The sequence below is a fragment of the Paenibacillus sp. JNU01 genome (assembly GCF_059130585.1).
This window is the reverse complement of the sequence record NZ_CP169723.1, coordinates 5,474,259-5,491,253: the sequence shown is the minus strand read 5'-3', so window position 1 is coordinate 5,491,253 and position 16,995 is coordinate 5,474,259. Positions and strand designations below refer to the sequence as shown.

Here is a 16,995-nt window from a genome sequence, read left to right as displayed (position 1 = left end):
TTTCAAGTTGGGTAAGTATAGAGTGACACAAAGATAACCATTTGCAAATAAGGCTAGATTCCTGCATTTACCACCTTATGCACATCCAACATCAAATCTGATACACTTCAATTATCAAACTTATCAAACTATTGATCTCAGGAGGACCACACATTATGGGTAAAATTGTATGTTTTCCATCTCTATCCGAAGAACAGAAACAACGCATTCAGAACGTCGCACCGGGGTACACCCTGACATTCGGAAAAGCCAAGGACTTGGACCCTGCTGAGTTGAAAGAGGCTGAGATTATCCTCGGTTGGTCACCTCTTGTCACTGAACATGCATTGAGACAGGACAGCCTGTTGAAGTGGGTTCAGGTCTGGTCCGCTGGTGTGGACAATCTTCCTTTTGCAGATTTGCAGCAGAAGAACATTCAGGTCACCAGTGCAAATGGAGTTCACGCCATTCCAATCACCGAAATTATTCTGGGCATGATGTTATCCCACAGTCGCTGGCTGAGACAAGCCATGTTGCATCAACAGCAGTCCGAATGGAAAGCTCCCGCCACCCCCCTACCCGAACTGCACGGCAAAACAGCGGTCATCGTTGGTGTAGGTGAGATTGGAACCGAAACAGCCCGCATCCTCAAAGCACTCGGCATGCGAACGATCGGAGTTCGTCGCTCAGGCAAAGATGTGCCCAACGTGGATCAGATGTACGACATGACCGGGCTGCATGAAGCCTTGAGCCAAGGCGATTATGTGATTAATATTTTACCGTTGACCGATGAAACCAAACATATATATGATCAAACTGCATTTGAGCATTTCCAATCTGGTGCATGTTTCGTCAATGTGGGCCGCGGCCCCAGTGTGAAAACGGAAGCCTTGCTGAATGCACTCCAAAACGGACAGGTTGCCTTCGCCGCACTGGACGTGTTCGAAGAAGAACCCCTTCCGGCAGACCACCCGTTATGGGGCATGGATAACGTCTTAATGACGCCACATATCGCAGGAAGCACGGAGCAATACACGGATCGTGCCCTCGATATTTTCGTCAAAAATCTGGAAGCTTATATAGCTGGCCAGACACTTCCGCTTAACCTGGTGGATTATAGTCATAAATATTAACACAAACATCCGTTCCCATGCAATATTGTGCAAATCAGATCAACGATATCAATTGAACTAAACAATATTTACACTTACAACTCCGATGACAGAACAACCTTCCGCTCACTGTTATTCCCAGATTTTTTTGACTCACTTTTAGAAAAGTGAAAATCTGTGAACAAAGGCGAAGAGTATGCTTACGATGCAGCTTTCTTGCAGAAAATTTAGCTCCGCTTCTTCAGTTTTTTCTGTCCTCTACGTTTCTCGTGTAAATCGTTAGTTCAATTAAAATGTACACAGTAAAAAAACTCTACCTCTGGAAATTTCCTTAGAGGTAGAGTTTTGTTTTTTTTATACTTACACGCACAACCAGATATGACGTATAAACGTGCCTTTGTTTACTGTTCGGTACTCTTTTACTGTCCATCCCGCTTCCAACAAGTGCTCTTCTACCCACTCTGTGGAAACAATCACTGCCCGCTGGGTCAATCTGCGCAAGCTCTTCAGCATGTCTCGTTGCTCAGCATCTGGGAGTACAGAACAGAGATTATAGGGCATGTCCAAAATCGCTGCATCATACCGATCTTGCAGTTCATTCATATCCCCTAACGTGATTCGATCCGAATCATATCCATAATGCGGCAGATTGATACGTGCACCTCGGACAGCCAGAGGATTCAAGTCGTTACCTCTCGCATCAATTCCCATGGATAAAGCTTCAATGACAACTGTTCCCATACCGCAGCAGGGATCAAGTAATCGATGGTTTTCCACGTTCGGAACAGCAATATTCACCAGCGCTCTGGCAAGCGTGATGCCAAATCCCGTCGAGTAGTTTTGCGGCTTCTGCCGATGTATCTGCCATGATCGATCAGCTTCTGTCCACTGGCCCAAGATCCATTTTTCTCCTGTTTGGATTAGGCCGAAAGTCACTTTTGGTTGCTTCATCTGTGCCTTGCCTTTAATGCACATGCCGACTTCTTTTTCCAGTTGACGAGACTGTGCATAATCAGGGGCATGATCCCCTTCTTTCAGACAAATCACCTTAAATGTCTCTTCTGGCAACAGCTGAATCTCTTTGGCAAGAGGGAGTAGGTCATTCACCGTATTGCCTTCACCGATTACATCTAATCTGCCATGGATAAAAGGACTACGTCCAGGTGATATATGTCGTTCAGACCACACATATGCTCCCCTATCCATACCGATCTCTGAACTCGGTTCAAGCAACGTATTCAGCTCCAGCATGCATAATTCACGCTCGTTCTCGTGGCAAGCAAAGGTGTAGAGGTATTTCCCAGAAGTAGTGTAACTACCAAGTGTTTCATCAGGCAAAATTCTCCTCTCCTTCCTTCATTAATCATGTTTCTTCTATATAGATAGTAGCTCAGTGTATACATATCAAATATCAGCTGTTACGAATGCTTCAGGTAGTCATTGTATACAATGTTAGACTGCTAGACAACTATCCATTTCTTTGGAGGTAACTATTTGGAAAGAAAAAAATAAGGTGTCCCCAGGATCGAGGAACACCTTATTTTATTTTGAGATTCTCAACTGACCCCCAATGCATGAGCCAGTTTCTTCTATTATAAGAAGAAGGTTATATTTTCAATTTTTCAATGGATGTTAGCAAATCTTCCGATAATTCTTTCAGACTTTGAATGTTGCCACTAATCGTTTCCATGGAACTGACCTGCTCTTCCGCCGATGCAGAAACTTCTTCCACACTTGCTGCTGATTGTTCCGAAACAGCCGAAATCTGCTGACTGAAATCATTCATTCGTCCGCTTGCTTCCTGCATTCCCGCGAGGCCATCTGTCATGGTGCTGATCACACCTACCATGCCTTCCACCGATTCATTAATCGTACGGAAGAGCTGACCTGAAGCAAGTACATGTTCCTGACCCAGTTCGGTCTCCTGAACGCCTGTACGCAATTCCGCAACCACCCCTTGTGACTCCTGCTGAATATCCTCGGTAATCGCCGTGATCTCTTCGACCGAAGTCTGCACAGCTTCCGATAACTTCCGCACTTCTGAGGCCACTACGGCGAACCCGCGTCCACTCTCTCCCGCACGGGCTGCTTCAATGGAAGCATTCAATGCCAGCAGGTTGGTTTGGCGTGCAATGTCATGAATGACCTGAACCAGCTTGGAGATATCTTCATTCTTACGATTCAGCCGTTCCATTTTGTTCATGGAAGTTGAGACCGCTCCAGAAATCTGTTGCATCTGCTGAACTGACTGTTCCATCGCCTTGCGACCATTCAGCCCTTGCTCCAGTACAAGATCCGACATGACGCGTAGCTGACTGCCTTGCTCCGTATGATTCTGGATGTGATCATTCAGCACTTCAACCGTACGAGCTGATTCCACCGCTGTCTCTGCCTGACTTTCCGCAGCCTTGGCCGACTCTTCCATGGTCACAGCAATTTGGCGACTGCCAATCTTAACCTCTTCGGAGGAGATTGCCAGTTCCCCGCTCTGACGATTGACAGCTTCCGCAATTCGTCTAACGCTCAGAACCATGGAAGTCAGGTTACCTTTCATGTCATTCACCGCTTTGGCCAGAACACCGACTTCGTCCTCATGTCTGGTATGTATATCCTGTACATTCAATTGGCCTTCTGCAATCAGTTTCACCGCACTAATAACACGCAACAGTGGTTTCACGACCTGTGAACGAATAATCGGAATACTGATCGCTGTAATGACAATCATGACAAGAACACCGATAATAATGATTATTCTACCATCCTGAACCGATCTGATCGTTTGGGCCGCCGCAATATCGGACTGTTTCTGATTGTATTCCACAAGATAATCCAGATCGACTTGCATGGCGTCAAAGGAGTCTGCACCTTTTTCAGCGACTTCCTTGGCCAGCTGTGTCTGACCCTCATCACTCAGCTTGATTGCTTGCGTATTAATCTTAAGATACGCTTCCCATTTGTTCTTGAACGCATTCCAGTGTTCAAGTTCCTCCGCAGACTTTTCCTGCTGGTCATAAATTTTAATCGCCTGTGTTGTTTCACGAATATACTTGGTACGCTCTTCTGACAAAGTTCCCTTGTCCGATGTATCCGCGTCAAAGTGACGATAACTTAGCGAAAGAACGTGCTCCGTAGTGTAGTTTAACCGGTTAATTTGCTGGATTGATGGCATCCAATTGTTTGTAATCTCATTTGTGTTGGATTCGATTGAATTCATACGGGTGACAATGGTGACACTCAAAACAATCAAACAGAGGATTAACAAGTAGAACGCGATGCTGATACGCAGACCGATACTTTTGATCTTAAATCTGCTGAACATATGATTTCCCCCTTGACCTCTTCGGTCATCCCGAATTCAGGTGCTTTTGTCATTGTTTTCCCCTTCTTTTGACCTCTTGTCAAAAGAACTTATCTATATTATATCGATAGGAAAATAGACGTAAAGTATTATAACATTATTTTGTTATTAAGAAGCTTAATTTAGTAAAGTCTTGTTGAATTTTGGCATATTCTACAATAAAGAGCTGCAGCATACGGTTACATCCCGATCTGCAGCTCTCCGCTTTATTCAAATTTTAACGGTTTGCATCATAAAGTGCTTCGTCTACTTCAAGATTGCTCTGTCTTTGCTCGGCCAGCAATCGGTAAGAATTCAACCTGCGCTCATAATCGGGTCCTGCCGTAACCAGAAGCAACCGCTCCGTATCCAGCCTGCGACTTACTTGTTCCAATTGACCCCATACCTGCTCAGGTGTACCTGCATAGTGCCGCTCAGCTTCATGAAGACCAGCACTGGCTGAATCATTCGTGCCGGAGACCCCGATACTATTCGAATTCAGCTCGCTTAAACGTTCTTTTCCATCCGCCTTGCGTCTCTCTGCCATGTCACGACTCCAGGCCAAGGCATCCGTCTCTGACTCCGCACACAATACGCTGACTGCCACCATAACTTCAGGTTCCTTCATGGTTGCACTGGGAACAAATCCTTCTCGGTATCGCCTTACAGCCTCTGTACCATCAGCATCACTCATGAATTGACCAAAGACATAGCCCATGCCGAACCGTGCCGCAAATTCTGCGCTCTTTACGTTGGTTCCCAACATCCAAAGCGATAACGGAAGCTTGGGAATCGGACGAGCCGTCACAGGATGATCCTCGTAGGTATATCGATCTTCAAGCAGTTCGGTCAGTGCTGCAAGTGATTCGGGCAGCTTGGACACATGTTGCAAGTAATTGCCACTGAGTGCCATCGTCGCATGAGGACCACCGCCAGGAGCACGTCCGAGCCCAAGCTCAATGCGCCCCGGATAGAGGGTGGCCAGCAGACGGAACGACTCTGCAACCTTGAGCGGACTGTAGTGTGGCAACAGGACCGCACCTGAGCCAAGCTGGATCGTTGTCGTTCTTGCTCCGATGTGGGATAGCAGTACTTCGGGAGAGGCCGATGCCAGTTCAGCTATATCATGATGCTCTGATGTCCAGTATCGGGTGTATCCCCAAGCCTCAGCCTGTTGCGCAAGTGCCACAGATTGTTGAAGTGCCTGTTCCGCTGTGGCATCGTTTAGCCTTGGAACAAGGTCAAGTACGCCCAGACTGAACGTCTCACTCATTCTTGTAGCCAAGCGTCTCATCTCCCTTTATATCGGTTCATTTTAATCCAGATCGTAGATGGAACCTACCTTCAGTCCATAAAGTTCATTGTATATTTTCTCGGCAAATGCATCCGTCATTCCTGCAATATAATCAATCACCATATGTTCCCAGGTCCAGATCGGTTGCGCTTTGGCCTGATCCTTCTCATACCGCTGCAGCCAGTCGGATGGAATAATAGATTTGGACGTTTCCGGATCCAGAAATGCATCCCATAACCGCTTAATCATCCACTCACTTCGCTTCTGTAGCCGTTGCACACGCAGATCACGTATCATCGTCACCCATGCAAAACTCTTAAGCACACTCACCGTACGCAGCATATCAAGGTCTTCAGCCCCTTCACGGACAAAGGTAACCTTCTTCCAGTCACCATCATCAATAACACCCAGGCTGCCTACAAAGAAACTCACCCAATAAGCTTTCACCTCACGTCGGGTACGCGAGTAATCATGCTCGCAGAACGGCATTTTTTCATTCCAGATGCGCAGGAACGAAGCGAGCACTTCTTCTACCTTTTGCCCAATTGCTTCCCGAGTCCATCCGTTCCAGAACAGATCCTCCAATGTTGTAATCTTATCCACAATCAGTCGATTCACATGCGGATCTTGCAGGAAGTGCTCGTGTACTTCAATTTTGCCTGCTTTGATGCCATCCTCCAGGTCATGCGAAGAGTATGCAATGTCGTCGCATAAGTCCATCAGCTGCGCTTCCAGCGTCTTCTTGCCTGCCGGCACGTTCCAACGTTCACGGATCTCACGAATATATTGCCACTCATGATGATACATGCCTTTCTTGCTCTCTGTCCCGGGGTACGGATACTTATTGATTCCCAGTAATACCGCATCCGACAGGTTCAGTCCGTCGATATCCTCACGCTTCTCCAAATGCATAATGAGACGGAAATTGTGTGCATTTCCTTCAAAATGCTCATATTTCCGTTTTAGCTCGGCACGGACCTCAGACTCCACCTTGGGAACTTTGGCGCTGCGGCTTTTTTTCATAATTTTCTTAGCCTCGGTGTTAATGAGGTCATCCAGAATACCGTCTAATACTTCTTCACCTTTATGTCCAAACGGCGGGTGACCGAAATCATGTGCGATTGCAGCACACTCCACCACTTCTGAATCAATAATAAGGCCGGGGTTATCGGCACGGTCCCAGTCCACCTCGGGAAAACGACGAATCAGGCTGCGGGCAGCCTCGCGGGCAATCTGCGCCACCTCCAGGGAATGGGTCAAACGAGTACGATAATAATCCCCCGTTCCTGCGCCAAACACCTGTGATTTGCCCTGTAACCGACGGAAGGTCGGTGAATGAATGAGTCTGGAATAGTCCCGTTCGTATGCTGCACGAGATCCATCCAATTTGGTTAGTTCAGGATATTGTCTATGTTCTCTCAGATCGTTCCATTGCATGGGGATCACTCCTAGCCGACTGTCTCTATTTTGAGTGATTATACACAACATCTGTGGTTTCGAAAAGTAAAACCTGTCTGCGATTGTCATCTCTTCTTACATCAACTTGTAATAAACAGTCCTATTCTTTTATTATACCCTGCCAGACTATCATTCGTGCACCTAAATGATCATGATTCTATATTGAAAGTGACTTATGATGAAAAAAAAGTGCATGATACAGTTGGCGTGGCCGTTCCGGTTACGGATCGTTCTTATGATCGCTGTTATTCCCAAATTTCTTTGATTCCCTTTAGAAAGGGAGAAATTCGGTAATAGCATGTGCTTCCGATGTAGCTTTCTTGCAGAAAGCTTTCAGGCAAACGCTTCGCTTCTTCAGAATCGATTCCGTCCCCTTCATTACTTTTGCTGTTTAATTCACACCCAATCTAAGTGACATCACATCCCCTAGAAAAGGGGATTTCATCACATTTTTGAATGACTAAAGAATTCCATTAAGATGTTTATCCATCGCTGCAATGATAGTCTACCTCCCCCACGCCCACCCCGTTGTGGGTAAAAAAACAAAAACCGACAGGAGCAATGCCCTGTCGGATAAATATGGTAGATGCAGCGTTGCGATTTAGCTACTAAACTTATTGTTCACGCAGTGACTCTTGAAGCCGCGTAAATTTTTGCATCAAGGTTGTTATTGCATCCTTGTAGCCGGATTGTTACACCATAACCTTGCAGATATCGTTAGTAAACTCTACTGGATCCTGAATAGGCAATCCCTCAATCAGCAATGCCTGATGGTACAGCAGACTTGTGTAGAGGTTCAGTTTTTCCTGATCCTGTGCGAAAGCGTCTTTCAGCGATTTGAAAACATCGTGATTCACGTTGATTTCCAGCACTTTGTCGGCTTGTACGTTTTCACTGTTCGGCATAGCTTTCAGGATTTTCTCCATTTCAATCGTCAGCTCACCTTCAGTAGACAAACATACCGGGTGGCTTCTGAGACGTTTGGAAGCTTTAACGGCTTTGACTTTACCCGCCAATTGAGCTTGCATCGCTTCAAACAGCTCTTTGTTATCGTTGTCCTGAGCGTCCGTTTCTTCTTGGTCCGCGCTATCTTCGATACCCAGGTCACCACTGGAGATGGATTTGAACTCTTTTTCCTTGTAGTTCATGATCATCTTGATTGCGAACTCGTCGATGTCATCGGTAAAGTACAGTACTTCGTACCCTTTCTCAAGAACACCCTCGATCTGTGGCAGCTTCTCGATCCGGCTAATGGACTCACCGGATGCATAGTAGATGTACTTCTGATCTTCCGGCATTCTGGAGACGTATTCGTCCAGGCTCACAAGTTTGCCCTCTTTGGAAGACGTGAACAACAGCAGATCCTGCAATGTATCCTTGTTCACCCCATAGTCGCTGTATACACCATATTTCAATTGACGACCAAACGCTTGGTAGAACTTCTCGTAGTTCTCACGCTCGTCCTTCAACAGGCTTTGCAGTTGGCTCTTGATTTTGTTCTTAATGTTCTTCGCGATCAGGCTAAGCTGACGGTCATGTTGCAACATCTCACGGGAAATGTTCAGGGACAGGTCTTCCGAATCCACCATACCTTTGACAAATCCGAAGTAATCTGGCAACAGATCCCCGCATTTATCCATGATCAGTACACCGTTGGAGTAGAGTTCAAGGCCTTTTTCATACTCTTTGGTATAGTAGTCAAACGGCGTATTCTCCGGTATAAACAGGATTGCATTGTATACCACAGCGCCATCTGCGCTGATGTGCAGGTGTTTGAGCGGTTTGTCAAAACCGTAGCGTTTTTCCATATAGAAGTTATTGTAATCTTCTTCGGTTAATTCGCTTTTATTTTTACGCCAGATCGGTACCATGCTGTTCACGGTTTGCTCTTCTTGGTATTCCTCGAACTCGTTCTCCGTGCCCTCTTTCGGACGTTGACCCGTCACATCCATCTTGATCGGGTAGCGAATGAAGTCGGAGTATTTCTTGATGATGGATCTCAGGCGGTACTCTTCCAAAAATTCGTCATACGAATCTTCTTCGGTATTTTCTTTGATCGTCAGGACGATCTCTGTACCTACGGAATCTTTCTCAGCTGGTGTAATCGTGTATCCATCTGCGCCTTCGGACTCCCATTTCCAAGCCTCGTCGCTGCCCAGCGTTTTACTTGTTACGGTTAGCTTGTCCGCCACCATAAATGCCGAGTAGAAACCAACCCCGAATTGTCCGATGATGTTGTGGCCTTCTTTGGCTTCATTTTCCTTCTTGAACGCCAGGGAACCGCTTTTCGCGATAACGCCCAGATTGTTCTCCAGCTCTTCCTGTGTCATCCCGATTCCGGTATCCGTCAGTGTGAGCGTGCGATTTTCTTTGTCGATGGTAAGCTTGATGAAGTAGTCCTCTTTGTTGAAAACAAGTGTATCGTCAGTCAGTGCTCTGTAGTAAATTTTATCAATGGCGTCACTGGAGTTGGAGATCAATTCTCTCAAAAAGATTTCTCTTTGGGTGTAAATGGAGTTGATCATCATATCCAGCAAACGTTTGGATTCTGCCTGGAATTCTTTTTTAGCCATGAATGGTTGGACTCCTTTCAGATTTGGATATCGAATGATTTGATTGAAAATAGAAATAACTGAGATATACCTGCGACCATTAGTAGACTCAAAAACCTTTGAGCGCTCTAGTCCTCAGATAATGTGACTCACACTAATGAGTCATTGCAAAAAATAAGTGCATGACGTTCTGCCATGTAGCCGTTGCGGTTACGAATCGTTTTTCGGATCGCTGTTATCCCCAGATTTCTTTGATTCCTTTATATAAGGGAGTAATCCGGTGATAAAGGCGAACGCTTCGCTTCCTCCAAATCGATTTCGTCCCCTGCACTACTTTCGCATTTAATCAGGAACTTGTATGAGGATTAGAGCCTTCTATTTAGATGGAGTCTGTAGATTAAGCAAACATTTCGCTTCTTCAGGTCTGTGCGTCCCTTGGCTTCGCATGTCCTACTCAGGTTCAATATCTATTTTCAAAAACAGAATCATTCCATATGTAGGCGTATAGTAAAAACATCATTTGTTAGCACTCTAATGATCGGAGTGCTAAACCCTTCCTTTTATATAACATATGGGAAAATTGGGTGTCAATACGCAGGCGGTTATTTTAACAAAAAGATCGAATACCCTTCAACTTTGACACATCACCAATCATTTTAACGTAATCCCACAGGTAAAACAAAAGCCGCCTCGAACCAAAGTTCGAACCGGCTTATGGGGGAAGATCGTAATCTGTCCATTGGTATCGTGGATGGCTTTAAAACTTGTCTATTTAATGCGCCTCGGAATATCCTCGGGTTTGCAGTGTTGAGACTGCCGTATCGATGTGTTCGTATTGATATGTCCGTATTGCTATTTTTGTGTTGATATATTGTGTTGATATGTTCGTTGGTATATTGGTAACTTGGTCCTGTGATTGCTTGAATGTCTTGAGAAGTATGGCAGTCGCGCTAACGAACCTCAGAGGCGTTAAATGGCCTTTTTTGGATGAATTTGTAATCTAACGAACCCTAGACACGCTATTGCTCAATTTAATCCAATCTATGGAGCACATTCGAAAGTTTTTCACATATTAGGGTGTGTGAAGTTCGTTAGATTAGGAAATCAGCTAAAAATCGTAAAATAAGGCTTCCCAGTTTCGTTAGAGATGATGCAGAAGTTAGCGTTACAGCTACACATAGGATTACGGCAGAAAGTTAGCACATATGGTTAGTTTAGGGTTAGCCGTGGTGTGTATGGTGCGTTACAAAAAAAATTAGAAAGCAGAATAGGGTTATAGGTTACGGTTACGGTTAGAGCTTGAGGTTGAATATGAATACGAGTTCGAGTTCGAGTTCGAGTTTGAGTTTGAGTTTGAGTTTGAGTTTGAGTTTGAGTTTGAGTTTGAGTTTGAGTTTGAGTTTGAAAATTCTACTTTTTTGCCATTTTCGGATCAAGGGTATCGCGGAGTCCATCGCCCATGAGGTTGAAGCCGAGCACGGTCAACATGATGGAAACGCCGGGGAAGATGAGTGTCCACGGTGCTTTTTGTATAAACTGACGGGAGTCTGATAGCATTTTACCCCATTCCGGGTCAGGTGGTTGCGCACCCATGCCCAGAAATCCGAGTGCAGCAGCTTCGATAATCGCCGTTCCAATCCCGAGCGTACCCTGCACAATCAGTGGAGTAAGGCTATTGGGCAAGATATGGCGAAACAAGATTCGCCCGTTGCCTGCTCCGAGTGTCCGCGCCGACGTAATGAATTCCTCCTGTCTTAAGCTGAGTACCCGTGAACGCACCAACCTTCCGTAAGTCGGGATGTTGACGATAGCGATGGCGAGCAGTGCATTTTGCAACGACGGGCCCAGTATCGCCACAATGGCGATGGCCAGCAAAATCCCCGGGAATGCGAGCAAGATATCAAATAAACGCGAGATGAGCATGTCCGCCCATTTTCCATAAAATCCAGCAATCAGACCAAGCAGCGTACCCGCGATAATGGAACCAATGACAGAGAAGAAGCCCACCCACAAGGAAATACGCGCTCCATGCAGCACTCTGGAAAACACGTCACGTCCCAGATCATCCGTACCAAACCAATGCTCTGCCGAAGGGGCCTGAAGCCGATCCACCAGCACCTGTTCCTTGTAATCGTAAGGTGCGATATATGGCGCGAGGAAAGCCAATAGGATAAAAAACACGATAATAATCAAGCCCGCAAGTGCAAGCCGATTCTTCCGAAACGTTCTCCACGCATCCCGCCATGGACCGGATGTGCTCGCCGACGCAGCATCAATGGATGGTCCGGTATTGGTCGATAATTTGGCCATGCGGCGTCCCCTTTCTTGGATATGAATGATTGATGAATCTCCTATTTATAACTAATCCGAGGATCGAACACGGCGTAGAGCAAGTCCACAATCAGGTTGATGACCACGAAAAAGAACGCCACGATCAGAATGCCGCTCTGGATCACTGGATAGTCCCGCGAACTAATCGCTTCATATATATAACGTCCCACGCCCGGCCAAGCAAAAATCGTTTCGGTCAGCACCGCACCCCCGAGCAACGACCCAGTCTGGATGCCGATAACTGTAAGCACGGGGATAAACGCATTTTTGAGTGCATGCCCATAGACGACAAAAAACGGACCCAGTCCCTTCGCCTTTGCAGTACGAATGTAATCGGAACTCATCACTTCCAGCATGCTGGAACGGGTCATCCGGGCAATAACGGCCATTGGGATCGTACCAAGCGCAATACTCGGGAGCAACAAATGTTTCGTTACGGTCCACAACTGATTCCATTGTCCAGCAATCATCGTATCCAGCACATACAAGCCCGTAATGGCTTCCACCGGATCACGTGCATTCATGCGCCCAATGGATGGCAGCCACTGCAATTTGTTCGCAAACAGCCATTGTTCCATCAGGCCGAGCCAGAAGATCGGCATGGATACACCCACTAGAGCAATGACCATACAGCAATAATCAAACCAGGAGTTGTGCTTCCATGCGCTGATAATCCCCGCATTCACCCCCATAATGACAGCAAACAACATACTTGCCATTGTTAATTCGAGGGTAGCTGTCAGATAAGGCACAATTTCCTGGGCAATAGGCACCTTGGTGCGGATGGATGTTCCGAGGTCGCCTTTGAGCAAATCGCCCAAGTAGGCGAAATATTGCTGGAACCAGGGTTTATCCAGACCGAGCTGGTCACGAAGGGCCTGCTTGGATTGTTCGGTTGCCTTTTGCCCAAGTATGGTCTCGGCCGGATCACCCGGGATGGCGTGGATGATGGAAAAGACAATCAGGGTCATGCCCAGCAGTACGGGCAGCAACACAAGCACACGTTTGACAATATAGCTGTTCAATCCTGTTCACCTGCCTTCGACATATCTGCAAAATAAAAAGCGCTGGCAGATACGCATGCTTTGGATAGTTACGTCCGGATGTGGGTTCTGCCAAGCATTTCGTCTCACCAGCGCTTTAATAGAAAGAAATTACACCTACTCACTCCGAGGTGCAGTGCCCTCTTCAGAGTGATTCTCCACTCTCCGTTATCCTGAAATAGATAAGTTCAGCTTACGTCTGTATTATTCGAAGTAGGCACCAGCATAGGATTCACTGCCCAGCGGAGATGGTACAAAACCTTTCAGGTTCGATTTACCCGCCAGAATTGGCGTGGTGTGCACAAGTGGAATCCAAGGTGCGTCTTCCTTGATAATCATCTGTGCTTGTTTGTACAGCTCGGCACGTTTCTCCTGATCCGTTTCTTTCTGCGCATCCGTCAGCAGCACATGCAACTCTTCGTTGACATAGAAGCTACGGTTGTTGCCCGGAATGGCGTCTTTGTCCAGCAATGTGTACAGGAAGTTATCCGGGTCCCCGTTATCCCCCGTCCAACCGAGCATGTAGATATCGTCTTTCTCCCCGGCTTTGGCATCATCCAGATACGTCGCCCATTCTGGGGATTCGATGTTCGTGGTCACGCCGATTTTCTCAAAATCAGCCTGGATCGCTTCCGCTACTTTCTTGCCATCAGGCATATACGGGCGGGATACCGGCATGGCATAGAAGGTTACCGGATCAGGCAAACCGTCAGGGAAGCCAGCTTCGGCGAGTAGAGCTTTTGCTTTTTCCAGATCATATGGGTAATCCTCAATGGTATCGTTGTATCCCCACAGCGTTGGCGGCATCGGATTGACAGCAGGCTCAGCTTGTCCAGCAAAGAACGCATCAATAATGGCCTGCTTGTTCACCGCATGGTTGAGGGCTTGTCTGACTTTGACATTATCAAATGGTTTCTTCTTGAAGTTAAAGCCGATATACGCCACGTTGAACGGTGGACGCTCAATCTTCTGCAACTCACTGTTGCCTTCAAGGATGGACAGATCGTCCGGGTTCAAGTCTTCCATGACATCAATCTCGCCGTTTTGCAGGGCATTGAAGCGAGCGGTATTATCCGGAATCGAACGCACGATAACTTTGTTCAGCTTCGGCAGTCCTTCTTTCCAGTAATCCGCGTTTTTCTCCAAGGTGATGGAGTCGTTACGCTTCCACTCTTTGAATACAAATGGGCCGGTGCCCACAGGCTCGCTCTTGAAGTTTTCTTTTTTCTCCTGAATCGCTTTTGGGCTGGCAATGCCAAATGGCGTCATCGCAATATTTTGCAGGAAAGGCGCTTGTGGCTGGTTCAATGTGAACTCCACCGTAGTCTCGTCCTTCGCCTTCACTTCCTTGATCACACGTCCGTCCTCTGGACCAAACATGGAGTCGTAATAATCGAAGGAATCTCCTTCGAATTTATATTCACTCGCCGGATCGCCCCAGCGGTTGAAGTTGAACACAACAGCCTCAGCGTTGAAGTCAGTTCCATCGTGGAATTTCACACCGGACTTCAGCTTAAACACATACTTGAGCCCATCCGCCGAAATCTCCCAGCTCTCTGCAAGTCCAGGAACGACCTCTGTTCCGCCTTCCTTGTAATCCAGCAACGAATCAAACACCTGATGTCCAATCTTCAGCGACTCTCCATCAGTCACAATCGCCGGATCGAGTGCAACGGAATCCCCGCCACGCCCCATAATCATCGTATCCTGCGCTTCTGTCACTTCGGCTGGCGGCTCGCTGCCTTCCGCCGGAGCAGGTGAATTCCCAGCCCCCTCATTGCTCGAACAGCCTGACAACACCAAGACGGTACTCAAAGCCAGAGTCAAAAAACCGGACATCCATTTCTTTCTCATTCGCATACGTACAACACCCTTCCCTGTCTCATAATGTGTGTGATGCTGGCATGAAAAAACTTCAATGATAGCCATTGGTTCGGTGCTTGCTTGTATCAATGAAAGGCTTTAGGTGCCTGTGATACCTAAATTAAAGTTCCGGGAAAAATAAGGCATGTATATGAAATGTAAAAAAGTATGGGAGACAGGTGAACAATGGATATAAGTAAAAGTCAGATCATCATGCTCACGGATTAAGGATATGGACGATTTACTTTTATAGAGAAAGAAGACGTACAATGAACAAAGTGCCTTGTGAGATGACTCTATGTAATGTAATGAAATGAATGAGATTGTTGCGATTTATTTGAACTTAGGTCAATAAGTAACCGAAAATGGCTACGGACCTGTTAGACCAAGTTCAAGTCACTAGATTAGAAATACAGATGGGCATATGGATACTACGCTGCTGGGTACCAATAACGTCTGTTCCTTGAGCGGGTCGCGGGTCCTCTTAAGTATGCAGTGTGGGAGCTGGACTAGGTATCGTTTGCAATACGGACGAAAGAAACTCAACATAGGCTAGGTTGTTTAGATCGTGTAAGTATTTTTAATACGGTGGTTGTCTCTTGCAGATTGGATGTGTATAACGTATGAACGAGATCTTGAGATGTTGGATTGTACAACAGAGAGACATTACAATAACTTCATATGTTATGGTTTTGTCATGATGAGGAGGATTGTGTAAATAAACTGTGGTGAAAAACAATTTCGTGTAACTTACTTTACATCACATTAATCAATTAGACAAGAGATTTACAGACATAAGTCTTCAACTTTATTATATGCGTTAATATTACTTACACAAAAGACAAAAAAGGAACACAGTTCGACAAAAAGCGTCTCGTGTCCCTTCTCCATTCCATCCACAATCAGATAAAATTAATAAATAAATTTGCTGAAATTCAGCTTACTTTTTAAACAAACCTCTGCGATGCATCACAGTAATGAAACGGTAAAAATCATAACTCGCCCCATTATCGATGCTGAACAATGGATTTTTGGTGTCATATGCCAGCGCTGCATCCACAGCTGCTTTTGCCCATACTGGAACTTCCATTTGCTGACGCGCCTGCAATTTGTCGACTTGGGATTTGAGCGCATCAAACGCTGCTTTCTCTTCGGCTGTCATCGGTTCGCCCCCTTTCGGTGGTTCGGTTGGTGGATTCGGATTACTTGGATTCGTTGGATTGGTTGGCTCCGGTGGTTTCGGAGTGGCTGCTGCGTATCTAGCTCTGAGCTGTGCCGCGGTTCCCTCGAATTCATTCATATCCACGTTGCCGCTGATGCCATTCACCTTGCCCGAATCCGTGTACTGCCAGAACGTCCAACGCTTCCATGCCGGCTGGTCATCCGGTACACGGGAGTTGCTGTAACGCGCAATCCACAGATCGTATGAGCTGAGTGATGTGTCAAAATTCCCGGCAAAAGAATTGCCTGTGTATATGATCGGTTTTACACCTGTCAGACGTTGTAGTTCGGTTAAAAAAGCTTTGGCAACTGTATTCATCTGCGCTTTGCTCAGGTTGCCGGGGTTGTTCTCGTAGTCCATGACAGGTGGCAGCTGTAACGCTTTGGCGCCTCCAACTTTGTTAAGTGTATTGGCATAATGTGTCGCTTCTGCCTTGGCACCATCGGTAGAGGTCGCGCGGAAGAAGTGATACGTTCCCACCAGCATACCCGCCGCCAGTGCACCTGTTACATTTTTCTGGTAATTGGGATCGGTGTACGTCTGTCCTTCGGTTGCCTTGATAAACACAAATGTCATGCCACTTGCCTTCACTTTGGCCCAATCAATATTGCCCTGGTATCGGGAGACGTCAATGCCCTGTGTGTTGCCCGAACTTCTCGTTTGCATATTTCTCACACCCTTTATGCGGCAAATTGCCGTTTGTATATAGTTAATGCGGTTGAGCTAGAGGTTGCTTGTGTGCGTGTCCCTTGTTGATGGTAATAGATATGTTCAATGAGTATCGATCCTCTTAGGAAAAAGTCT

The 16,995-nt window shown here is 46.4% G+C and carries 10 protein-coding genes; 1 reads left to right on the top strand and 9 read right to left on the bottom strand.

Annotated features, from left to right (window positions below):
- The first annotated feature begins 155 nt into the window (after positions 1-155).
- The gene (locus NLBNIHML_RS23820) at positions 156-1,112 is read left to right on the top strand and encodes a D-2-hydroxyacid dehydrogenase (protein ID WP_494352940.1); all 957 of its coding nucleotides are present in this window, start codon (positions 156-158) and stop codon (positions 1,110-1,112) included.
- A gap of 339 nt (positions 1,113-1,451) precedes the next feature.
- Here NLBNIHML_RS23820 and NLBNIHML_RS23815 read toward each other — a convergent pair whose 3' ends face one another.
- From NLBNIHML_RS23815 to NLBNIHML_RS23775, 9 genes are all read right to left on the bottom strand, one after another.
- The gene (locus NLBNIHML_RS23815; protein ID WP_494352939.1) at positions 1,452-2,429 is read right to left on the bottom strand and encodes a TRM11 family SAM-dependent methyltransferase; all 978 of its coding nucleotides are present in this window, start codon (positions 2,427-2,429) and stop codon (positions 1,452-1,454) included.
- A 268-nt stretch (positions 2,430-2,697) separates the two neighbouring features.
- Positions 2,698-4,410 (bottom strand): methyl-accepting chemotaxis protein, encoded by a 1,713-nt coding sequence (locus tag NLBNIHML_RS23810; RefSeq protein ID WP_494352938.1) that lies wholly within the window; start codon positions 4,408-4,410, stop codon positions 2,698-2,700.
- A 256-nt stretch (positions 4,411-4,666) separates the two neighbouring features.
- On the bottom strand, positions 4,667-5,722 hold the full coding sequence (locus NLBNIHML_RS23805; protein ID WP_494352937.1) for an MsnO8 family LLM class oxidoreductase: 1,056 nt from the start codon (positions 5,720-5,722) through the stop codon (positions 4,667-4,669).
- Positions 5,723-5,743: 21 nt separating this feature from the next.
- Positions 5,744-7,159, bottom strand: coding sequence for a deoxyguanosinetriphosphate triphosphohydrolase family protein (locus NLBNIHML_RS23800; protein ID WP_105597648.1), 1,416 nt, complete (start codon positions 7,157-7,159; stop codon positions 5,744-5,746).
- Between the two features lie 713 nt (positions 7,160-7,872).
- The gene (gene htpG, locus NLBNIHML_RS23795) at positions 7,873-9,753 is read right to left on the bottom strand and encodes a molecular chaperone HtpG (protein ID WP_494352936.1); all 1,881 of its coding nucleotides are present in this window, start codon (positions 9,751-9,753) and stop codon (positions 7,873-7,875) included.
- A gap of 1,389 nt (positions 9,754-11,142) precedes the next feature.
- A complete protein-coding gene (gene nikC, locus NLBNIHML_RS23790) occupies positions 11,143-12,042 on the bottom strand; it encodes a nickel transporter permease (RefSeq protein ID WP_494352935.1) in 900 nt (299 codons plus the stop codon).
- 41 nt (positions 12,043-12,083) lie between these two features.
- Entirely contained in the window at positions 12,084-13,088 is a 1,005-nt protein-coding gene (locus NLBNIHML_RS23785; RefSeq protein ID WP_494352934.1) for an ABC transporter permease, read from the bottom strand.
- 222 nt (positions 13,089-13,310) lie between these two features.
- Positions 13,311-14,960 carry an ABC transporter substrate-binding protein gene (locus NLBNIHML_RS23780; protein WP_494354754.1) on the bottom strand — a complete coding sequence of 550 codons (1,650 nt, stop codon included), beginning with the start codon at positions 14,958-14,960 and terminating at the stop codon, positions 13,311-13,313.
- Positions 14,961-15,909: 949 nt separating this feature from the next.
- A complete protein-coding gene (locus NLBNIHML_RS23775) occupies positions 15,910-16,857 on the bottom strand; it encodes a glycoside hydrolase family 25 protein (RefSeq protein ID WP_494352933.1) in 948 nt (315 codons plus the stop codon).
- Positions 16,858-16,995: the final 138 nt, after the last annotated feature.